This window comes from Kribbella sp. NBC_00359 (assembly GCF_036097425.1).
Taxonomy (GTDB): Bacteria; Actinomycetota; Actinomycetes; order Propionibacteriales; family Kribbellaceae; genus Kribbella.
Genome location: NZ_CP107975.1, coordinates 4891666 through 4912151 on the forward strand (window position 1 = coordinate 4891666; position 20486 = coordinate 4912151).

Genomic DNA, 20486 nt, shown 5'->3' on the forward strand with positions numbered 1-20486 from the left:
TATGAGTTACAGAGCAGATTTCACGGTAGCGCATGAAGGAGTTCGGAATGAAGATCACGGTGTTCGGGGCGACGGGCGGGATCGGCGGTCACGTCGTCCGGCAGGCTCTCGACGCGGGGCACAAGGTGACGGCGGTGGTGCGTACGTCGTCGGCGTTCGACCTGGAGCACTCGTCACTGGAGGTGTTCCGGGTGCCCGGGTTGGGCGAGGCGGAGCCGCTACGAGACGCGGTGGACGGCAGCGAGGCGGTCATCTCCGGGGTGGGGGCGCGCGGGCGCAAGGACGGGCCGGTCGCGTCGGAGAGCACGCGTTCCATCCTGGCCGCGCTGTCCGCGGTCGGCGTACGGCGGTTTGTCGCGGTGAGCGCCGCGCCCATCGGACCGGTGCCGGCGGACGAGAGCTTCCTCAACCGGCGGGTGGTGTACCCGATGATCAACGCCTTCGCCGCCGATGTGTACGCCGATCTGCGCGTGATGGAGGCGGACATCATGAGCAGCTCGGCCGCGTGGACGATCGTCCGGCCGCCGAAGCTCACGAACAAGGCGCTGACCGGGAAGTATCGGACAGTTGTCGGCGGGACGGTCACGCGGGGATATCTGATCTCGCGGGCCGACGTGGCTCAGCTGATGCTCGCGGTGCTCGACGATCCGGCGACGATCAACCAGCCGGTCGGGTTGGCGTACTGATGACCCGGGTCGTGCGTGGGGTGAGTCTGCTGTTCAGCGGGCTCTTCGCCGGCTTCCTGCTGTGTGTTCTGGTGCTCGAGAACTCGTTGCGCGGGTTCGACGCGTCGGTCTACACGCAGGTCCGGCTGGTCGAGCTGGACCGGCTGGACACGCTCGCGTCGGTGACCCTGATCCCGGCGATCGTGACCACGCTGGTGCTCGCAATCCGGGCCCGAGGCAACGATCGGCGGGTGGTTCTGGTGGCGGTCGCGCTGCTGCTGGTCGTGTTCGCGACGACGCTCGCGATCAACCTGCCGATCAACGCGGACCAGTCGTCGTGGTCGGTGCAGAACCCGCCGGCCGACTGGTCCAGCGTGCGCGACCACTGGCAGGTCGCACATCTGATCCGCACTCTCGCGGCGATGGCGGCGTTCGGCTCACTGATCGCGGCCGCGCTGACCCGCACGCACCAGATCGTGGGGGACGGCGTACGCCGTACGGCCCTGGAAGCCGGTGGTGGTGTGGGCCATCGTCAGTGAGTTGAGGAGGGCTTCTTCGACGGACTCGGTGACGGCTTGGAACGGGCCGCGGAGGTCGCGGTCGGCGTAGCTCGGCGTGCGGTTGGTGGTGAACGCGATGGCGTAATCGCCGCTGCCGGGGGAGTAGTCGGAGCCGACGCGGGCGAGCGCGAAGATCGCGCGGCGAGCCAGGCGGCCGAGTTGGCGGGCGTCGAGGGGGAGGTCGGTGGCGACGACGATCATGCAGGAGTTGCCGTCGGCGTCGAGCGGCTGAGCCGGGATCGGAGTGCCGAGGACCGTCAGCAGACCGGAGAAGTTGGACTGAACCAGAGCACCGACGGTGCCCACGCCGGCGGCGGCGGAGGCGGGGGAGGCGGCGGTGGCGGTGTGTGGCGGTGGGGTGAGGGTGCGGGACGCGGTGCCTATCCCGGCTTTGAAACCCAGGGCCGTGGTGCCGGTGCCAGCTCCGGCGCAGCCTTCGGTTGGGAGGGCGGGGGAGGCCGAGTCCAGGGCGGTGTGGACGTGTTCTGGGGTGATCGGGCGGCGGCGGATGTCAGAGAGGTAGCCGTCGTTGGTTTCGCCGACGATCGGGTTGAGGCTGGTGGCGTTCGGGTCGCGGTCGAGCAGCCAGGTGAGGAAGGCGTCGGCGACGCGGAAGACACTCAACGTCCCGGTGAGCAGGATCGGGGTCTCGATCACCCCGAGTTCGTCGACCTGGGTGGAGCCGACGAGTTTGCCGTACCCGTTGCCGACCGCAACCGCCGCCGGCAGCCCGTCGGCGTACCCGTCCGGCACGATCGCCGTCACCCCGGTGTTGAGATCGCCACCGGAGATCGTCGTCTGCCCCACCCGCACCCCAGGTACGTCGGTGATCGCGTTGAGCGCACCGGGCGGCAGCGCGCCGACGACGACGCCGAGGTCACGGACTCTGCGGGGAGTGTGCATGCGCACTATCGTCGGCCAGGTGCTCGAACACTTGACCGGCCGGGTCTGGCTCTACCCCCACGACCCTGACCCCGACGCGGTCCGCCCGTCCGTAGCCGTCATTGCCGACGACCGTGGCAGCGTCCTGATCGACGCCGGCAACAGCCCCGACCATGCTCGCGACATCCAGTCAGCCATCGCGACCGCCGGGCTGCCCGCGCCGAAGTGGCTCGTCTACACCCACCACCACTGGGACCACACGTGGGGTGCCTGCGCCTGGCCGGGCGACGTGACCGTGGTCGCCCACGCCGCGTCCGTCGAGCTTCTCCGCGCCGAGGCCGATCGCCCGTGGAGCCATCGCTACCTCTACGACCAGGTGAAAGCCAACCCCAAACTTGGCTCCAGCTTCCGCGCCCGCGCCCTCGCGGTCCCCGACTGGGCGGACTTCCGGATCGTCCTCCCGCACCAGACCTTCGACGACACGCTCACGCTGCCGACAGGCGTCGTACTGCGTCATGTCGGTGGCAACCACGCTCCGGACTCCCTGGTGGCGACCGATTCCGGCGTCGTGCTGCTCGGCGACGCCTTCTATCCACCGCCGTTCCACCTGCGCGCGCCAGACGACACCCTCGACTACGCGATGGTCAAGCAGTTCCTGTCCGAGCGCCACTCCTACTACGTCGACGCCCACTCGCCCCCACGCACCCTGTCAGCCGCCCTGATGGGGCAGTAGCGGCGACTTGTCGCCGACGAACCACAGGTGGCCGAAGGGGTCCAGGAACGTGCCCTGCCGGTGTGGGCCCCAGGGCATCGCGTGGATGCGTACCGGGTCCTTTCGCGGGTCTGCGCCGGCGTCGACGGCGCGCTGGATGAAGGTGTCCGGGTCGTCCACGAAGACCTCGACCCGCACCGTCGGGAGGCCGACCGCCTCAGGCGTGGCCCAGCCGTTGTTGCCCGGCTCGCCGAGGAAGAACGCCGCGCCGCCGACGCTCAGGCCGATCACGCTGCCCAGGTTCCACAGCTCCACGGCGCCGAGCGCCCGCGCGTACCACTCCGCCGCGGCCGGTGCGTCCGGCACCGCCAGCATCACCGAGATCTGCACTTGTTCGTCCACGACACCAGTAACCCACAGAACGGGTCCGCCTACCGGACCTGGGGACGATCCCGCCGCACCGGCCCCGTAGGCTGGGCGCGCGATGAAGAGATTTGAGGAGCTGTTTGCCGAGCTGGGCGAGAAGGCGGCGACGCGGCCGGAGGGTTCCGGGACCGTGGCGGCGTTGGATGCCGGCGTGCACGCGATCGGCAAGAAGCTGGTCGAAGAGGCCGCCGAGTCCTGGATGGCTGCCGAGTACGAGAGCAAGGACCGGGCCGCGGAAGAGCTGTCACAGCTGCTCTACCACGCCCAGGTGATGATGCACGCGCTCGGCCTGGACCTCGACGACGTGTACCGACATCTGTAGGAGACGCCCCACAGACCCACCGGTCCACCTCACCATCGAAAGGGCAGTGCCATGCTGCGCGTCGCAGTACCCAACAAGGGCTCGTTGAGCGAAGCCGCCATCGAGATGCTCACCGAGGCCGGATACAAACAGCGCCGGACCACCAAGGACCTCACTCTCACCGACACGGCCAACGAGGTCGAGTTCTACTACCTGCGCCCGCGGGACATCGCCGTGTACGTCGGTGAGGGGACGCTCGACGTGGGCATCTCCGGCCGCGACCTGGTGCTCGACTCGCACGCGGACGCCGATGTGATCATGAGCCTCGGCTTCGGCTCGTCCACCTTCCGGTTCGCCGGTCGGCCGGGCGTCGCCGACTCGGTCAAGGACCTGGCCGGCAAGCGGATCGCCACGTCGTACGCCGGGGTCCTGCAGGATCACCTGGCCGAGAACGGCGTGGACGCCGCTGTGGTCCGCCTCGACGGCGCGGTCGAGTCGGCCGTCCAGCTGGGCGTCGCGGACGTGATCGCCGACGTCGTCGAAACGGGTACGACGCTGCGCCAGGCCGGACTGGAGGTGTTCGGCGACCCGATCCTGAAGTCCGAGGCCGTGCTGATCAAACGGCACGGCGTGGAGACCCCGCCGAACGGGATCCAGCAGCTGGTCCGCCGGCTCGAGGGCGTCCTGATCGCGCGCAACTACGTGATGATGGACTACGACATCCGCGCCGAGGACGTCGACGCCGCGACCGCGGTCGCGCCCGGCCTCGAGTCGCCGACGGTCTCGCCGCTGCACCGCCAGGGCTGGGTCGCCGTCCGCGTGATGGTCCAGCGGGCCGACGCGCAGCGGCTGATGGACCAGCTGTGGGAGGTGGGCGCACGTGCCATCCTCACCACCGACATCCACGCCTGCCGGATCTGACATGACCGACCGGCTGTTCACCTTCCATCCGCGGATCGTGGCGCTGATGGCCGGTCTGATGGGTCTGTCGCTGATCGCCGTGTTCGGCGTGATCTGGTTCCGGCTGCCCGGGGACGCGCGCGAGTCGTTCAGTTGGTTCCAGCGACTCACGCTGCTGGCGTTCTTCGGCGCGATCATGTGGATCCTGTACCGGATGACCACGCTCCGGGTCACGGCGTATCCGGACCGGCTGCGGGTGCGCAACGTGTTCAAGTCGTACACGGTGCCGTGGGGCGACATCTCGGCGCTGCGGTTCCGCTCCGGCGACGCCTGGCTCCAGCTGTTCGATGCCGACGGCAACCGGCTCGGGATCCTCGCGGTCCAGGCCGCCGAAGGATCCCGGGCGAGCCGGGCCGCCAAGGAGCTGGCGGCCGTGGCCCGCGAACACGGCGCCGGCCCGGCCACCAGGCACCCGGAGATCTAGGCCGACACCCGGAGCGTCGTGGTGTGCGACTCACCGGGCTTCAGGACGATCAGGTCCTGCCCGGTGATGAACGCGTTCGGCGGACAGGTCATCGGCTCGACGGCGAGCGCCGTACGTCCGATCGCGGCGCCGGTGTAGAGCTGCAGCCACGGCGTGTCACTGGTCAGGACCGCCTTGGTGCCGGAGTCCGGATCGGTCAGCGTGACCGACCACGAGCCGCCGCCGAGACCGGTGAACGCGTTGTCGATGTCGAGCTTCCCGATCGCCCGCCCGTCGCGGAAGTCGTACGGCGATCCGTCGACCGGCAACAGCCCGATCGGTGTCATCCGCTCCGGCGACACCTCGAGCCACTCGTTCGCGTGGAATTCGAGCACACACTCGTCGATCAGCCGGCCGACGCTGAGATACGGGTGCGTTCCATACCCGTACGGCGCGTCACTCGCGCCGATGTTGGTCGCGGTGGCGGTCACGGTCAGCCCGTCGTCCAGGCGGTAGCCGAGCCGGAGGTCGAGCTGGTGCGGGTACCCGGGCTGCCCGTGCAACCGGTAGCCGACCTCGACGACCGCCGGATCGGTCCCGTCGTCCAAGCGCTCCCAGTTCGCCCAGCGAGTCAGGCCGTGGATCGCGTTCTGCCCGGTGGGCTCGGTCAGAGCGAGCTGCTGGTCGACGCCCTGAAAGGTGTACTTCCCGTCAGAGATCCGGTTCGGCCACGGGAACAGTTGCTGGCCGATCCCCGCGTGCGCCGGCTCGTCCTCGCCGTACCCGAGCAGCAGCGGCCGCCCGTCGTACGTGAGCCCGCGGAGCCCACCGCCGACGCTCACCACGGTCGCGGCGTACCCGCCGGCCTGGACCATCCACTGCTCTCCGGAAGGCAAGACGCTCATGGGACCCATCCTCACAAATTTCCGGTCGACGGTGTCCATCGGAGGGGACCCCGTTCGTGGTGATGCTGTAAACACGCTGACAGGAGGTTCTGATGAAGTACATGCTCTTGATCAACGCCGGTGAGCTCGACGTGAGCGGGGGAGCGGTCGGGTGTGAGCCGGAGGACTGGATGCGGTTCGACAAGGAGATCAACGACTCGGGCGTCGTCGTGGCGTCGGAATCGCTGGCCGACCTGGTCACTGCCACCCGGGTGCAGGTCGCCAACGACGGTCAGCGGACCGTCACCGACGGGCCGTTCGCCGAGACCCGGGAGGTGCTCGGTGGGTTCTTCGTGATCGACGTACCCGATCTCGACGTCGCGCTCGACTGGGCGGCCAAATGCCCGGGATCGCGGGCCGGCGGCTCGGTGGTGGTCCGCCCGGTCGCGGAGTTCTGACGTGGACCAGGTCGAGGAGGTCTTCCGGGAGGAGCGCGGCCGGCTGCTGGCCGCGCTCGTCCGGCGGTTCGGCGACCTCGACCTGGCCGAGGAGGTCGCCTCGGAGGCGATCGAGGCGGCGCTGGTGCGCTGGCCGGTCGACGGCGTACCGCCGAACCCGGGCGGCTGGCTGATGACCACAGCCCGGCGGAAGGCGGTCGACCGGTTGCGGCGTGACCAGGTGTACGCCGCCAAACTCGCCGTACTCCAGGTCGAGGCGGACCGGGCCGCGCCGCCATCCGTGGACGGCCAGTTGCCGGACGAGCGGTTGGAACTGTTCTTCACCTGCGCGCATCCGGCGCTCGCGCCCGAGGACCGGGGGGCGCTGACCCTGCGCTGCCTGGCCGGGCTGACCACGCCGGAGGTTGCGCGGGCGTTCCTGGTCCCGACCGCGACGATGGCGAAGCGGATCGTCCGGGCGAAGACGAAGATCCGGGAGGCGCGGATCCCGTTCCGCGTCCCCGGCCCCGACGAGCTGCCGGAGCGCCTGCCCGGCGTCCTGCAGGTGATCTACTCCGTGTTCACCGAGGGGTACGCCGCCAGCTCCGGCCCGTATCTGCAACGCCTCGACCTCGCCGAGGAGGCGATCCGGCTGGCCCGGATCCTGCACCGGCTGCTCCCGAAGGAGCGCGAGGTCACCGGACTCATCTCCTTGATGCTGCTGATCCACGCCCGCCGCGACGCACGCAGCGGACCCGACGGCGAGATCATCCTGCTCGAAGACCAGGACCGCGACCGCTGGGACCGCGCCATGATCACTGAAGGCCGGGACCTGGTGGTCGCCGCCCTCACCGGCGGCTCGGCCGGCCCGTACGCCGTCCAGGCCGCGATCGCCGCCCTCCACGACGAGGCCGCGGATTTCGCCGGCACCGACTGGCCGCAGATCGTCACGCTGTACGACGTCCTGCTCGCGATCGACCCGTCTCCGGTGATCGCGCTCAACCGCGCCGCCGCGATCGCGATGCGCGACGGACCCGAGGCCGGGCTGGCGCTGCTGGACGAGCTCGCCGGCGAACCCCGCCTACTCGACTACCACCCGTTCGCCCTCGCCCGCGCCGACCTGCTGCACCGGATCGGACGCTTGCCCGAGGCAACCGCGGCGTACGAGCGGGCGTTGAGCCTGGCCGGCGCCGAACCGGAACGAGACCACGTCCGCCGCCGGCTCGCGGCGATCACGACATCGACGGAGGAGATCCGATGACCGAGCCTGACGAGCGTCTCAGCCGGACGGCGCGGGGATGGGACGAGGCGGCCGATGGCTATCAGGCGTACTTCGTGCCCCGCTTCGCGCCCTGGGTGAAGGCTGCCGTCGAGGCGGTGGCCGAGGTGCCCGACGGGCCCGTCCTGGTGCCGTGCTGCGGGACCTTCCCCGAGCTCGACCTACTCGCACCGCGGTTTCCCGGGCGGGCGATCGTCGGCATCGATCTGTCGGCCGAGATGGTGCGGCTGGCCCGGGAACGGGCACGTCGGCTGCCGGACGTCGACGTCTTCCAGGGTGATGCCGCGGCGCTTGATCCGCGATGGTCCGGTTCCTGCGCGGCGGTTGTGTCGGTGTTCGGTCTGCAGCAGCTACCGGCCCCGGCGGCAGCCATCAGCTCGTGGTTCGGCGCGCTCCGGCCCGGCGGCCGGATGTGCGTTGTCTACTGGCCCGAGGTCGCCGAGGACACCGGGCCGTTCGCCCTCCTCGACACGGTTCTGGAAGACCGCACGGACCGCTCGTGGGAGGACGGACTCGTGGATGCCCTCGGCGACGCGGTCGTCGAGCGAGACGAGCTCGTGGCCTATCCGATGACCCACCCGAGCGCAGCGGCGTACTTCGACGCCGCGGACCGGGCCGGACCGCTGCGGGCGCTCGCGCTCGCCCGGGGCGACGCTTTCATCGCGGAACTCCGCAAGCAGTACGTCGACCAGGCGCCCGCGGGAGAGTGGGTCCATCATCCGCACGCCAGGCTGCTCGCGGTCCGGAAGGCGACGAGTGCAGACTGACTCCATGCAGACGGTGTACGAGGCGGCGGGTGGGGCTGACGGGATGCTGCGGCTGGCGCATGCGTGGCATGAGCGGGTGATGGCCGACGAGATCGTGAGTCACGCGTTCAGCCACGGGTTCCGGCCGGACCACAGTGAGCGGCTGGCGGCGTACTGGGGTGAGGCGCTCGGCGGACCGGCCGCGTACTCCGGGACCTACGGGGACGAGACGTCCGTCGTCCGGTTGCACAGCGGGAACGGTCAGCACGAGGAGATGGATCGACGGGCGATCGCGTGCTTCGACCAGGCGCTCGCCGATGTCGGACTGACCGACGACCGGCTGCGCGCGCTGCTGCACGACTACTTCTCGTGGGCGACCACCGGGCCGATGGCGCAGTACCACGACTCGGCCGACGACGTGCCGGACGGCCTCCGCATCCCGCAGTGGTCCTGGGACGGCCTTCAGGAAGCGGCGGAGTCGTGAGGCGGTAGTGCCACCGACTTGGTGATGATCTCCAGCGCCGGGTCGTGCGGGATCGACGGGTTGCCGTCGACGATCACGTGGGCGCGCGAGCGGGTGGCCTGGTCGGCGAAATGGTCGCGCTCCCACCGCATCCACTCCAGCCAGTGGTCGCGCTGGGCCTCGCCGTCGCGTTCGATGCCGCGGTCCAGGCGGACCTCGTTCGACGTCTCGATCCACAGCCGCAGGGACTGCCAGTGGCCGGCGTCGCGGTCGCACGAGGTGACGCCCTCGACGATGAGCAGCTCGATCGTGACCGGTACGACGTGCAACTCGGCGTACGCGCCGAGGTGCCAGTCGTAGCGCCGGTACCGGCCTTCGCGGCCGTCGGCGATCCGCTGCAGGACGTGGTCGCGCAGCAGGCCGAAACCACGCTCGGCTCCGGACCAGCCGTCGTACAGGTCGTCCATGTGGATGACGGCGGTGTGCAGTCCGCGGGCCTCGGCCCGGGCCGCGACGTTCGCCGCGAGGCTGGACTTGCCGGAGCCGGCCGGTCCGTCGATGCCGATCAGCCGGGTCCGGCCGAGGCGAGGCGGGCCGGACTGGACGTTGTCGAGCAGGGAGTCGATGGTCAGGGGGGCGAGGGTGCCGTGGTCAGCGGCGATATCAGTTGATTCCATGGCGTTTCAAGATGTCCTCGATCTCGTCGAACTCCGACGAATCCTGCTGCTTGGCCTTCGACCCCTTGGACGGCTTGGCAGCTTTGGCGGGAGCGGCCGACGCGGGTGCGGGACCCGTGGCGGTCAGCTCGCCCGCGGGCGAGGCGGGTCTGGACTTCTGTGCCTTCGGCGCCTTCTCGGTGTCTCCGCGGCGGCCGCGAGCCACGCCGGAGACGACGTACAGCACCACCGAGACGCCGAACAGCGCGACCCCGGCCCACACTGTCGGCGAGAAGATCAGGTGGGTGAGCCAGCTCACCGCCGACCTGACGATGTCCCAGACCAGCTCCAGCAGCCCGGTCAGGTACAGCGAGACCGGGAGCAGGGACCAGGCCACGCCGCGCGTGCCGGCCGCGACCCCGCGGCGCCGCCACGCGGCCCACGAGCCGATCAGGCCGAGCAGCGTGAGGCCTACGCAGAACGGCAGCAGCGTCAAATCGTTGAAGTCAGGCACATACCCAGGCTCGCACAGTCCGCGCCGGAACCAAGAGGGGAACAGCCCTGACGCCACCCTGAAACCCCGCTCCGGGGACAATGGCCGGGTGCAACCACAACGGCGACTGGCGTTCACGGGGTTCGACAACGACGACGGGTCGGCCGACCCCGCGCTGGCGAAGGCGCTCGCGGAGGGTAACCACGGCGCGATGCTGGCGGCGCTGACCAAGGCGCGGCTGCTGGTGCCGGTGGTCGCGATGCTCGGCGAGGTCGAGTACGACGAGAACGGCCTGGCGCACGACAAGACGTCGAACATGGCGGTCGCGCTGCTCCAGGGCCAGGACGGCCGCAACGCCTTACTGGCCTTCACCGGAACCGAGAGCCTGGTCCGCTGGAGCGCCGACGCCCGGCCGATGCCGGCGCAGACCAAGCTGGTCGCGACCGCGGCCATCCAGGAGGGGGCCGCCGCGATCGTCCTCGACATCGCCGGCCCGGCGACCGGCGTGATCGAGACCGACGACGTACGGCGCCTGGCCGCCGGCCTCCAGGTGGTTCGCCTGGAAGACGGCGGCTACGCGTGGATCGAGTCAGCCGACCGGTGAGCTGAGGGCGTCCATCGGCTTGGGGCGCATCGCGATCCGGCCGGTCATCGCGGTGGTCGGCAGCACCAGCAGCAGGACCACGGCGACCCAGGCGAACAGGATCCAGACCGGACCGGACGGGATCGGCCAGCCCCGGGTCGCGACCGCGATCGGGAGTACGGTGAAGGCCGCCGCGATCATCCCGACCACCAGTCCCAGTGCCGCGATCACCAGACTTTCCAGGGTCAGCATCCGGCGTACCTGCCGACGTGTCGACCCGGTCAGCCGTTGCAGCCCGAACTCCCGCCGCCGATCGAGCACCGCGACTGCGATCGTGTTGATCGACGCGATCGCGGTGTATGCGACGGCGATCCCGGCCAGTAGGTAGGCGATCCAGGCGTCGACACCGAGACCGGCGTCGTACCCGGCACCGAGCAGGTCCCGATCCCCGGCCGTCGCTCCCGGCCACCTCGACAGGTCGGACGTGAGCGCCGCCTTCTTGTCGTCGGTCTTGAGCAGCAGTTGGCCGGGCAGCCCGGTCGTCGTGTGCGCGGCGAGCAGCTTCGCCGGCAGCAGTATCGACTCGTAGCCGGACGGGCCTTCGGCGAGCGCGACCACCTTGAGCTTCACGAGGGCGTCGTCGCCGAGGCGCAGCCCGATCTCTGATCCCACGTCGACCTTGAGCTTCTTCGCCGTACCAGGCGGGAGGGCGACGCTGTTGTCGGTCAGGTCGTCGAGTGAGCCCTTGGTGACCTTTCCCTTGTAGACCGGGCCGTTCAGGCCGAGCAGCGGCCACGCGTCGCTGGTGTGTGAGGTGTCGTACGGCTCCTCGATCCAGCCCTTGCTGCGGACCAGTTCGGACACCGCGGTCACACCGGGCAGTGAACGTGCGCTCTCGGTCAGCGTGGCCGGGATGCCGCCCGACGTGCTCGTGATGACGACGTCCGCGGCCAGGTTGTCGGTGTACGCCTCGACGGCCGCCTTCTGTTGGGTGGTCTGCGCGTAGATGTTGCCGAGAGCAATGGTCGTGGCGATCGTGATCGGGATCAGGATCGCGGCGAACTGCACGGCCCGGACGCGGAGGTTGATCACCGCGAGGACGCCGCTCGTACCGCGCTTCTCGATCAACGCCGTGAGCCGCGGAACCAGTGCCCGCTGGATCACCAGCGGCGCGAGGATCGCCACCGCGATGGAGCCGGTGAGACCGGCCGGTCCGCCGATCGCCGCCGCGTTCGCCGGGCTCATGAAGAGTGTGGAGACCGCGATCGACACCGTCGCCGCGGCGAACACTGCGCCGACGATCAGCCGGATCCGGCCCAGCTCGACGTTCGGTACGGCGGCCTCCGCCAGCGCCTGGATCGGACGGATCCGGGCTGCCCGGCCGGCCGCGAAGCCAACCGTGACGCGCAGCACCACGAAGGTCAGGATCGCCGCACCCGCGAACGGCAGCGGGCCCTGATCGAACCGCAGTTGCGACGGCACGATGCCGCCGTCCGCCAGCATCCCGAAGATCCAGGTGCCGGCGATCCGTCCGCACAGCAGGCCGAGCACCAGGCCGATCACGCCGACGAGCATCGTTTCGGCGATCACCATCTTGCCGACCTGGCCGGGCGTCGCGCCGCTGGCTCGCAGCAGCGCGAGTTCGCGGCGTCGCTGCCGGACCGACAGGCCGATCGTGGCCGACACCACGAGCGCCATCACCACAGCCACCATCCCACCGAAGACGCCGGACATGATGATCAGCGGAAGGCTGGTGGCGATCCCGCTGTACTCCGCGGCACCGCGATCGTCACCCGTGTACGCCCGGACGCCCTCGGGCAACCCGAGCCGCTTGGCCAGCTCACGTACCGAGGTCCCGGCCGCCGGAAACACCCCGATCGCGTCGGGGGCGGGGGAGATCCGCTCGGCGTCGATATCCGCGAGGAACACGGACGGTACGTCGACCTCGTGCTGGGCGGCCGCGATCCCGGCCAGGGTCAAGGTCTTGGGGTCGCCTCTCAGCGCGACGGTCACCTGGTCGCCTGGCTTGGCAGAGCCGGCGAGGCGCTGGTCGAGGACAACCTGACCGGTCTGCGGCGCATGTCCGGCCTTCAGTTGGTACGGCGTCAGAGGTGCCGAAGCCCAGCCATGTCCGATCAGAGGGGTTGTTCCTGGGCTGACGGCCGCCGGAAACGAGCGGTCTGGGATTGCTTGGGCGACTCCCGGCGTACCTGCGAGCTTGGTGGCCAAGCCGGCGTCGACTGGGTGGCGTTCGGGAAAGGCGGCGGAGCCGGAGCCGTTGGGTGGGTGGTAGGCGGGGTCCCCGGTGACGAGGATCGGGGCGGCGGCCAGGCGCTGGGGTGGAGCGTTGAGCCGGAGGCCGGTTTCGAGGAGGCCGCCGGCTGCGCTGAGCAGGGCGCTGCCGAGCAGAACCGCGACGAAGACCGCGAGGAACGCCGCGGTGCGGTACCGCAGGGTGATGAGGGCGAGGCGGATCATGGTTCAGCTCTCCGAGCGGGACAGGCGACCGGCGCTGAGCCGCGCGAGTTCCGCGGCGACGTTCTCGGCGGTCGGGTGGGGTGATTCCGAGACGATCCGGCCGTCGACCAGGAAGACGACGCGATCGGCGTACGACGCGGCGACGGGATCATGGGTGACCATCACGATGGTCTGGCCGAGCGCGCGGGACTGATTGCGGAGCAGCGCCAGCACCTCGAGCGCGGTGACCGTGTCGAGTGCGCCGGTCGGCTCGTCCGCGAAGGTGATCGCCGTACGCCCGGCAAGCGCCCGAGCGATCGCGACCCGCTGCTGCTGCCCACCGGACAACTCACTCGGCCGGTGCCGGACGCGCTCACCGAGGCCTACACGCTGGATCACCTCGGACACCCACGCCTCATCCGGTGACTTCCCGGCCAGGGTGAGCGGCAGTACGACGTTCTGCCGCACAGTCAGCGCCGGCATCAAGTTGAAGGACTGGAACACGAAGGCCACGTACTCGCGCCGCAGTTCGGTCAGCGCGGTCTCGTCGAGCGTGCGCAGGGACTGACCGGACAGCTGCACGTCACCGGACGTCGGCGAGTCGAGGCCTGCGGCGCAGTGCAGCAGCGTGCTCTTGCCGGAGCCGGACGGTCCCATCACCGCGGTGAAGGTGCCGGCCTCGAAGCCGTAGGTGACACCGGCCAGCGCAGTGACTGCGCTGGGGCCGGTGCCGTAGACCTTGCGGATGTCCGTGAGCTGGACGGGCGCGCTCATTGGCTGACCAGTACGTCGGTCTTGCGGTGGTACGACTCGTTGGTCCACCACAGGATGGCGACGACCAGGCCGAGGCCGAGATCCGACCACAGCCACCACGGCCAGTCGAAGTGACCGAAGGCCGCCAGCGCCACCCAGACCACGAACTGCACCACGCAGGTGATCAGCCAGACCGCGCTGGCTGCTCGCAGCGCGACGGTGAGGCCGCGCGGCGGGATCGCGTCGCTCACGCCGTCGAACACCTGGCGGAGGTCGCCGCGGGTGCGGGCTGCGTCCAGGTACTCGAACCGGTCGAGGGCCTGCGGTGGCGTGAGTTTGCCGCGCCGGACGGCGCTTTCGAGCTTGGCGGCGGCGGACTGCCGATCCTTGGCGGACAGTTCGAGCTGGTCGGGGAGCAACAGGGTGTCGAGCACGATGTTCATCGGAGGGTCCTTTCGGGGATGTCCTGACGAGAAAAAGCGTATGGGTTGAACAGTTTTTCCCGCCCGGTGTCCAGGACCCGTTTCCAGGGTGGTGCTAGCACCCCTCTTCCGTTCGGCCGTCGTACGCGAGGATGGAGGGTATGAAGGAGGACTTGCCGCCGGGGCTGGAGCTGTCATGGGGTGTGCAGCCGGTGCAGCGGCGTGGGCCGAAGCCGGCGCTGTCGGTCGAGCGGATCGTGGCGACCGGGATCGAGTTCGGCGACAGGCACGGGTTCGAGGCGATCTCGCTGCAGAAGATCGCGGCGCACTTCGGCGTCAGCACGAACGCGATGTACCGGTACGTGCGATCCAAGGACGAGCTGATCGTGCTGGTCCACGACACCGCGGTCGGACTACCTCCGGAGCTCCCGTCCGGTTGGCGGCCGGCGGCGACCACCTGGGTCAACGCCCAGGTCGAGTTGTACGCCGTACGCCCCTGGCTGCTCGAGGTCCCGATCCGGGGTGCGCCGGTGACGCCGAACGTGCTGCGCTGGATCGAAGCCATCCTCGAGGCGATGGCCGGGACCGGGCTCAGTCAGCACGACAACCTTGGTTGCCTGATGCTCCTGGACGGATATGCGCGTAACTACGCGAACCTGGCGCGGCAGCTCGGGGCCAGTGACAACACGCCCGTGCAGGCCGAGCAGGTCGGCCGGTTCCTCGTGCCGCGGCTGATCGCGGGCGGCTATCCGATGCTGACTGCGCTGTACACGAACCAGGAGTACGAGGACGGTCTGGACGACGAGCTCGAGTTCGGTCTGACCCGGATCCTCGACGGCATCCAGGTCCTGATCGACCGTCAGTCCTGAGGCAGGACGATCCGGACCGGGCCGTCGGCACGGGCCACGACCCACTGCCGGTGGAATTCGCTGCCGGGGGCAACTTCCGGCCGCCGGTGCGGCTGCGTGCGGAGGTTGACCGGCGACGTCAGGGTAGTGGGCGCCGGTTGCGGCGGTACGCCGTTCGCCCGGACGTCCGCGATCAAGTCCGCGAGCGCTTGCGCGGCCGGCTTCCGCTGATGGTCGACGGTGAACAGGCCCAGGTCGTACTCCCGATCCGGAAAGTCCAGCAGTCGCCGGTCGATGTCATGCGACGACCACCAGGTGACACCCCACAGCGCAGGATTCGGCAGCACCGACTCGACCGTCCGCCGGGTGAACTCGGCCTGCAGCTCCACCGGGATGTCCGGACCCGGTACGCCGATCTCCTGCAACCACACGGGTCGCGCCGGATCGAGCGACGTCGCCGCAGCGAGCTCGACCAGATAGTCCGCGTGCGTCAGCGTCGCCAGACCGAGGGGACCGTCCACTCGTGAGACCCCGTTGAAAACCCACGAGTGGACAGTGCTCAGGTCACCCAGTTCCACGACATCAACGGGGTGGAACGGGTGGTCGGCCTTGTACCAGGCGTCGTCGAACAGCGAGTGCAGCGCCAGGACATCGGGTGCGGCCTCCTTCACCGTGGTCAGCAGATCCAGCGCCCAGGCGGACGAGCTCTCGAAGCCGGTCGCGCTGTCCGGCCAGAGGTTGTTGACCTCGTTCCCGAGCGTGATCGCGAAGACGCTCGGCCGCGTCGCGACCGCGCGCGCCACGGTGTCGACGTACGCCGTGAGCCCGTCGCGGACCGTCGGATCCTCGAACAGGCTGGTCTTGTGCCAGGTCAAGACCCACGACGGCAGGAAGTCGAAGCTGGACAGATGGCCCTGGATCAGGTCGACCGCGACCCTCAGTCCGTGCTCGGCGGCGGCGTCGATGGTGTCGAGCAGGTCGTCGATCGCGCGCTCGCGGATGATCGCCCGGTTCGGCTGGATCCAGGGCCAGACCGGGAACACCCGGACGTGGTCCAGACCGATGCCGGCCAGGTCCGCGAAGTCCCGCCGTACGGCGTCGCCGTCGTAGTCGAGCCAGCTGTAGAACCAGCCGGCCGAGGGGACGTGGTTCGCGCCGAACCGGGGATCCGAGGGCATGCGCATGATGCTAAAACGGTTTAGGAATCTTCAGCAACCTCACGCCGGGGGAGCGGTGGACTCGCGGACGGTGAGGATCGGATCGGCGGTGCGGCGGTTGATCACTTGGGTGGGGTCGGCGATCACCTCGAGCAGTACCTCGGCCGCCTGGCGGCCGAAGTCGAAGGTGTCGCGGGACAGCGCGGTCAGGGCCGGATGCATCAGCTGGGTCAGGATCGAGTCGTCGAAGGCCACGATCGACAGGTCGCCCGGCACCGAGACGCCCATCTCCATCGCGACGCCCAGGCCGGCCACCGCCATCACGTCGCTGTCGTAGACGATCGCGGTCGGCCGGTTCGGCTGGGACAGCAGTTTCCGCGTGATCGCCGCCCCCTCCGCGTCGCTGAAGTCCGTGGTCAACGACGGTGCGTCAGTCAGCCCCAGCCGCGGCGCCGCGTCGCGCAGCGCCCGGATCCGGCGCTGCGTGTGCTGGAAGACGGGCGTACCGGCGACGTGCGCGATCCGGCGGTGGCCGAGCGCGGCCAGGTACTCCACGATCGACAGCATCGCGTCCCGGTCGTCGGCCCAGACGGAAGCCAGCGCGCCCTTGCCGCCGCGGCCGCCGATCACGACGGCCGGCAGTTCGAGCGCCTTGAGCTCCTCGATCCGCGGGTCCTTCACCGTCAGGTCGACGAGGATCACGCCGTCGACGCGGTGCTCCGAGGCCCACCGGCGGTACACCTCGAGCTCGGTCGCGGTGTCCTCGACGATCAGCAACTGCAGCGAGATCGAGCGCGCGGACAGCCCCGATTGGACGCCGGACAGCAGGTGCGCGAAGAACGGCTCCACACCGAGCGTGCGAGCCGGCCGGGCGATCACCATGCCGACCGAGTCGACCCGGCCCTCACCCAGCGCCCGGGCCGCGCTGTGCGGCCGCCAGCTCATCTGCTCGGCGATCTTCAGGATCCGCTCCCGGGTCGCGTCGCTGACCCCCGGCCGCCCGTTCAGCGCGAACGACACCGCGCCCTTGGACACCCCGGCCCGGTTCGCGATGTCGGCGATCGTCGGTCTCGCCATCCGGCACCTCCCTTCGAGGGTGTCTCGGCACCCTCTCGCCCCTTGACAGCGGATTCTACGATGTGGATAGTGCAGGAGCTATACCGGTTTATCAAACCCAGGAGATTTCCATGCATAGACGCCGTCTGGCGCCGGTGGCAGCCCTCGCCGCCGCCGCTCTCACTCTGGCTGGTTGCGGCCTCGGATCCGGCGATTCCGGCAGTGCCGCCGCCAAGCCGACCGTCGACGCGAACGCCCAGGTGACCGGTGAGGTCAGCTTCCAGACCTGGGCCCTGAAGCCGAAGTTCACGGCGTACGTCGAAGGCGTGATCAAGGTCTTCGAGACGAAGTACCCGGGCACGAAGGTCACCTGGCTGGACCAGCCGGGCGACGGCTACGACAAGAAGGTGCTGAGCCAGGCCTCGGCCGGCCAGTTGCCGGACGTCACCAACCTGCCGCCGGACTTCGCCCTCTCGCTCGCCAAACAGGACATGCTGCTCGACGTCGGCGCCGCCGACCCGAAGATCAACGACGAGTACGTCGAGGGCGGCGTCCAGGCGTACCAGTACCAGGGCATGGACGGCACCTTCGGCTACCCCTGGTACCTGAACACCGACATCGACTACTGGAACGCGACCAAGTTCGCCGCGGCCGGGCTCGACGTGAAGAACCCGCCGAAGACGTTCGACGAACTGCTCGCGGCCGCCAAGGTCATGCACGACAAGACCGGCGGCAAGGAGTACCTGATGAGCCGGCTGCCCGGCATCGGCGACTTCACCAACGCCGGCGTGAAGATCCTGTCCGACGACGGCAAGAAGTTCGTCTTCAACACCCCCGAGGCCGCCGCGCTGCTGGACAAGTACCGCGACGCCTACAAGGCCGGCTACCTGCCGCGCGACATCCTGACCCAGGAGTACCTGGGCAACTCCAAGCTCTTCACCCAGGGCAAGGTCGCCTGGACCACCGGTGGCGGCAACGCGATCCAGGACTTCCAGAAGGACAACCCGTCACTGAAGGGCAAGGTCGTCCCGTCGCCCGCGCTCGACACTCCGCCGCTGTACGTGCAGGGGCTGTCGGTGTCGGCGAAGACGAAGAACCAGGCGGCCGCGATCGCGCTGGCCCGGTTCGTCACCAACGCGGAGAACCAGGCCGCGTTCGCCAAGATCGTGAACATCTTCCCGTCCACCAAGGCGTCCGCTTCGGACCCGTACTTCTCGAAGAGCGACGGTACGCCGGAGAGCGATGCCAAGGTGCTCGCGTTCGAGTCGCTGGCCAAGGCGAAGGTGCTGCAGCCGCCGGTGATCAGTGGTGCCACCAACGACTTCATCGGGCAGCAGATCTCGCTCGCGATCTCGGGCAAGATCTCGTCCCAGGCAGCCCTCGACGCGGCGGTGGCGAAGGCCAACCAGCTCCTCACGCAGTAATGCGTTATCACCGCTGGTTCACACCGTGGGTGCTGGTGATCCCGGCGCTCGCCTGGTTGCTGGTGTTCAACCTCTGGCCGTCGATCAACACCGTCATCCTGTCGTTCACCAACGCCAGGCCGATCGGCGGCGGCACCTTCGTCGGGCTGAAGAACTTCGAGACCCTTCTGCACGACGACCAGTTGCGCTGGGCGCTGCTGAACAGCGTCATCTACATGGTGGTCTGCCTGCCGTTCCTGACCGTCCTGCCGCTGCTGCTCGCCGTACTGGTGGAGAAGAAGCTGCCCGGGATCACGTTCTTCCGGACCGCCTTCTACACCCCGGTGGTGGCCTCGGCGGTCGTGGTGGCGCTGATCTGGCAGTGGATCCTCGACGATCGCGGTCTGGTCAACGGACTGGCCGAGAAGCTCGGCGTCATCTCCGGGCCGCTGCCGTTCCTGTCCGACCAGTGGCTGTTGTTGCTGAGTGCAATCAGTCTGACGATCTGGAAGGGGCTCGGGTACTACATGATCATCTACCTGGCCGCCCTCGGGAACGTCGGACGTGAGCTGCACGAGGCCGCCGCGGTCGACGGCGCCGGACCGCTGCGGCGGTTCGTGTATGTGACGGTGCCGGGCGTACGCGGGACGATGATCCTGATCTCGATCCTGATCTCGGTGTCGGCGCTGCGGGTGTTCTCCGAGCTGTTCATCCTGAGCGGTGGCAAGGGTGGTCCGGGTGGCCGGGACAACTCGGTGGTGATGCTGATCCAGCAGTACAGCCAGGGTTTCGAGGGCAACCTCGGGTACGCGTCCGCGCTGTCGATCGTGCTGTTCTTCGTCACCGTCGTACCGATGCTGGTGCTGGCCCGCCTCAACCGTCGTGGAGCGGAAGCATGACTCTGCTTTTGGCCGGGCCTTCGGCACCGGCGTGGTTATGGGGCCTTGGTTCCCGGCCTTCCCTCGTCGCTCCAGTCGCTGCGCTCCCTGCGCTCCTCAGTCCAGGCCGGGAGGCCCCATGACCGCGATCAAGGAAGCCGTCGTCCCGGAGGTCGCCGTACCCGAGCCGCCTCGGGTTCGACAGCGTGGTTCGTTCGGGTTCAACACCGTCTCGCCGCGCGAGAAGGTGGTTCGGTACGTGCTGCTGGTGTTCGTGCTGCTGATCACGATCGGGCCGTTCCTGTGGCAGTTGTCCACGTCGCTGAAGGGATCCGGGGAGGACATCTACACCCGGATCCCGCGGTTGCTGCCGGCCCAGCCGACATTCGACCACTACAAGTCCGTGACCGACACGATCCCCGTCTGGGATTATGCGCGGAACTCGCTGGTGGTCGCCGTACTCGTTGTCGGAGGCAATGTTATCGGGGCGTCGCTGGCCGGGTTCGGGTTGTCGCGGTTGCAGTTCCGCGGGCGCCGGCTGGTGCTCGGGTTGTTCCTGGCCACGCTGGTGTTGCCGGGAGAGGTCACGATCATCTCGCAGTACGTGACGGTGCGGGAGTTCGGGCTGGCGAACACGCTGTTCGGGGTCGCGCTGCCCGGCATGATCGGGGCGCTGAACGTGCTACTGATGTACAACGCGTTCCGGTCGCTACCGATCGAGGTCGACCAGGCGGCCGTCGTGGACGGCGCGAACGCGTGGCAGCGGTTCGTGTACATCGGGCTGCCGTCGGTGCGGGGGACCATCAGCGTGGTCGCGATCTTCGCGTTCATTGGCGCGTGGGACGACTTCCTCTGGCCGCTGATCGTGCTCACCGACCCGAACAAGTACACGCTGACCGTCGGCCTGCAGTACCTGTCCGGCACCTTCAGCAACAACCCCCGCCTGATCGCCGCCGGCACGATGATCGCCTTCATCCCGATCGTGATCGTCTTCGCCACCCTCCAACGCTTCTTCTTCAAAGGCGTCGAAGAAGGCGCCGTCAAGGGCTGACCCGCACGGGC

At 69.1% G+C, this 20486-nt stretch carries 25 protein-coding genes; 15 read left to right on the plus strand and 10 right to left on the minus strand.

What is annotated here, in order from left to right; genetic code table 11:
* Positions 1-47: 47 nt before the first annotated feature.
* Positions 48-686 (plus strand): NAD(P)-dependent oxidoreductase, encoded by a 639-nt coding sequence (locus tag OG876_RS24075; protein ID WP_328518880.1) that lies wholly within the window; start codon positions 48-50, stop codon positions 684-686.
* On the plus strand, positions 686-1204 hold the full coding sequence (locus OG876_RS24080) for an anthrone oxygenase family protein (protein WP_328518881.1): 519 nt from the start codon (positions 686-688) through the stop codon (positions 1202-1204). Before OG876_RS24075 ends, OG876_RS24080 begins: the two co-directional genes overlap by 1 nt.
* Here OG876_RS24080 and OG876_RS24085 read toward each other — a convergent pair.
* On the minus strand, positions 1103-2128 hold the full coding sequence (locus tag OG876_RS24085; protein ID WP_328518882.1) for a P1 family peptidase: 1026 nt from the start codon (positions 2126-2128) through the stop codon (positions 1103-1105). The genes OG876_RS24080 and OG876_RS24085 overlap by 102 nt on opposite strands.
* On the opposite strand from OG876_RS24085, the gene OG876_RS24090 reads away from it, so the two are divergent.
* The gene (locus tag OG876_RS24090) at positions 2127-2840 is read left to right on the plus strand and encodes an MBL fold metallo-hydrolase (protein WP_328518883.1); all 714 of its coding nucleotides are present in this window, start codon (positions 2127-2129) and stop codon (positions 2838-2840) included. The two genes, OG876_RS24085 and OG876_RS24090, sit on opposite strands and share 2 nt — an antisense overlap.
* On the opposite strand, the gene OG876_RS24095 is transcribed toward OG876_RS24090, so the two are convergent.
* Positions 2817-3221, minus strand: a complete 405-nt coding sequence (locus OG876_RS24095; RefSeq protein ID WP_328518884.1) for a VOC family protein — start codon at positions 3219-3221, stop codon at positions 2817-2819. The genes OG876_RS24090 and OG876_RS24095 overlap by 24 nt on opposite strands.
* A gap of 82 nt (positions 3222-3303) precedes the next feature.
* On the opposite strand from OG876_RS24095, the gene OG876_RS24100 reads away from it, so the two are divergent.
* The 3 genes from OG876_RS24100 to OG876_RS24110 are packed head-to-tail and all read left to right on the plus strand — an operon-like array spanning position 3304 to position 4930.
* Entirely contained in the window at positions 3304-3567 is a 264-nt protein-coding gene (locus OG876_RS24100) for a phosphoribosyl-ATP diphosphatase (protein ID WP_328518885.1), read from the plus strand.
* A gap of 51 nt (positions 3568-3618) precedes the next feature.
* Positions 3619-4467 carry an ATP phosphoribosyltransferase gene (gene hisG, locus OG876_RS24105; protein ID WP_328518886.1) on the plus strand — a complete coding sequence of 283 codons (849 nt, stop codon included), beginning with the start codon at positions 3619-3621 and terminating at the stop codon, positions 4465-4467.
* 1 nt (position 4468) lies between these two features.
* Positions 4469-4930: a PH domain-containing protein gene (locus tag OG876_RS24110; RefSeq protein ID WP_328518887.1), complete on the plus strand. Its 462-nt coding sequence runs from the start codon at positions 4469-4471 to the stop codon at positions 4928-4930.
* Here OG876_RS24110 and OG876_RS24115 read toward each other — a convergent pair.
* Positions 4927-5814 carry an aldose 1-epimerase family protein gene (locus OG876_RS24115; RefSeq protein ID WP_328518888.1) on the minus strand — a complete coding sequence of 296 codons (888 nt, stop codon included), beginning with the start codon at positions 5812-5814 and terminating at the stop codon, positions 4927-4929. The two genes, OG876_RS24110 and OG876_RS24115, sit on opposite strands and share 4 nt — an antisense overlap.
* A 92-nt stretch (positions 5815-5906) precedes the next feature.
* Here OG876_RS24115 and OG876_RS24120 point away from each other — a divergent pair, with 92 nt between their 5' ends.
* From OG876_RS24120 to OG876_RS24135, 4 genes are read left to right on the plus strand one after another with little or no spacing between them, the layout of a single operon-like run.
* The gene (locus tag OG876_RS24120; RefSeq protein WP_328518889.1) at positions 5907-6251 is read left to right on the plus strand and encodes a YciI family protein; all 345 of its coding nucleotides are present in this window, start codon (positions 5907-5909) and stop codon (positions 6249-6251) included.
* A gap of 1 nt (position 6252) precedes the next feature.
* On the plus strand, positions 6253-7491 hold the full coding sequence (locus tag OG876_RS24125; RefSeq protein WP_328518890.1) for an RNA polymerase sigma factor: 1239 nt from the start codon (positions 6253-6255) through the stop codon (positions 7489-7491).
* Positions 7488-8276: a class I SAM-dependent methyltransferase gene (locus OG876_RS24130; RefSeq protein ID WP_328518891.1), complete on the plus strand. Its 789-nt coding sequence runs from the start codon at positions 7488-7490 to the stop codon at positions 8274-8276. Before OG876_RS24125 ends, OG876_RS24130 begins: the two co-directional genes overlap by 4 nt.
* 4 nt (positions 8277-8280) lie before the next feature.
* Complete coding sequence (locus OG876_RS24135) at positions 8281-8739, plus strand: group II truncated hemoglobin (RefSeq protein ID WP_328518892.1); 459 nt, start codon at positions 8281-8283, stop codon at positions 8737-8739.
* On the opposite strand, the gene OG876_RS24140 is transcribed toward OG876_RS24135, so the two are convergent.
* Positions 8718-9395: a uridine kinase family protein gene (locus OG876_RS24140; protein ID WP_328518893.1), complete on the minus strand. Its 678-nt coding sequence runs from the start codon at positions 9393-9395 to the stop codon at positions 8718-8720. The genes OG876_RS24135 and OG876_RS24140 overlap by 22 nt on opposite strands.
* Positions 9382-9888 (minus strand): hypothetical protein, encoded by a 507-nt coding sequence (locus OG876_RS24145; protein WP_328518894.1) that lies wholly within the window; start codon positions 9886-9888, stop codon positions 9382-9384. The genes OG876_RS24140 and OG876_RS24145 overlap by 14 nt, the downstream gene beginning before the upstream one ends.
* An 88-nt stretch (positions 9889-9976) precedes the next feature.
* On the opposite strand from OG876_RS24145, the gene OG876_RS24150 reads away from it, so the two are divergent.
* A complete protein-coding gene (locus OG876_RS24150) occupies positions 9977-10471 on the plus strand; it encodes an SseB family protein (protein ID WP_328518895.1) in 495 nt (164 codons plus the stop codon).
* Here the strand turns inward: OG876_RS24150 and OG876_RS24155 are convergent.
* From OG876_RS24155 to OG876_RS24165, 3 genes are read right to left on the minus strand one after another with little or no spacing between them, the layout of a single operon-like run.
* Positions 10457-12928 (minus strand): FtsX-like permease family protein, encoded by a 2472-nt coding sequence (locus tag OG876_RS24155; protein WP_328518896.1) that lies wholly within the window; start codon positions 12926-12928, stop codon positions 10457-10459. The two genes, OG876_RS24150 and OG876_RS24155, sit on opposite strands and share 15 nt — an antisense overlap.
* 3 nt (positions 12929-12931) lie before the next feature.
* Entirely contained in the window at positions 12932-13681 is a 750-nt protein-coding gene (locus tag OG876_RS24160) for an ABC transporter ATP-binding protein (RefSeq protein ID WP_328518897.1), read from the minus strand.
* On the minus strand, positions 13678-14103 hold the full coding sequence (locus OG876_RS24165; RefSeq protein ID WP_328518898.1) for a DUF1707 domain-containing protein: 426 nt from the start codon (positions 14101-14103) through the stop codon (positions 13678-13680). Before OG876_RS24165 ends, OG876_RS24160 begins: the two co-directional genes overlap by 4 nt.
* A gap of 140 nt (positions 14104-14243) precedes the next feature.
* Between OG876_RS24165 and OG876_RS24170 the strand changes: the two genes are divergently transcribed.
* A complete protein-coding gene (locus OG876_RS24170) occupies positions 14244-14951 on the plus strand; it encodes a TetR/AcrR family transcriptional regulator (protein WP_328518899.1) in 708 nt (235 codons plus the stop codon).
* On the opposite strand, the gene OG876_RS24175 is transcribed toward OG876_RS24170, so the two are convergent.
* Positions 14942-16108 carry a glycoside hydrolase 5 family protein gene (locus OG876_RS24175; protein ID WP_328518900.1) on the minus strand — a complete coding sequence of 389 codons (1167 nt, stop codon included), beginning with the start codon at positions 16106-16108 and terminating at the stop codon, positions 14942-14944. The two genes, OG876_RS24170 and OG876_RS24175, sit on opposite strands and share 10 nt — an antisense overlap.
* Positions 16109-16147: 39 nt before the next feature.
* Positions 16148-17164, minus strand: a complete 1017-nt coding sequence (locus OG876_RS24180; RefSeq protein ID WP_328518901.1) for a LacI family DNA-binding transcriptional regulator — start codon at positions 17162-17164, stop codon at positions 16148-16150.
* 110 nt (positions 17165-17274) lie between these two features.
* Here OG876_RS24180 and OG876_RS24185 point away from each other — a divergent pair, with 110 nt between their 5' ends.
* From OG876_RS24185 to OG876_RS24195, 3 genes are all read left to right on the plus strand, one after another.
* Positions 17275-18567 (plus strand): ABC transporter substrate-binding protein, encoded by a 1293-nt coding sequence (locus OG876_RS24185; RefSeq protein WP_328518902.1) that lies wholly within the window; start codon positions 17275-17277, stop codon positions 18565-18567.
* Positions 18567-19445, plus strand: a complete 879-nt coding sequence (locus OG876_RS24190; protein WP_328518903.1) for a carbohydrate ABC transporter permease — start codon at positions 18567-18569, stop codon at positions 19443-19445. The genes OG876_RS24185 and OG876_RS24190 overlap by 1 nt, the downstream gene beginning before the upstream one ends.
* Positions 19446-19563: 118 nt before the next feature.
* Positions 19564-20475, plus strand: coding sequence for a carbohydrate ABC transporter permease (locus tag OG876_RS24195; protein ID WP_328518904.1), 912 nt, complete (start codon positions 19564-19566; stop codon positions 20473-20475).
* Positions 20476-20486 lie beyond the last annotated feature (11 nt).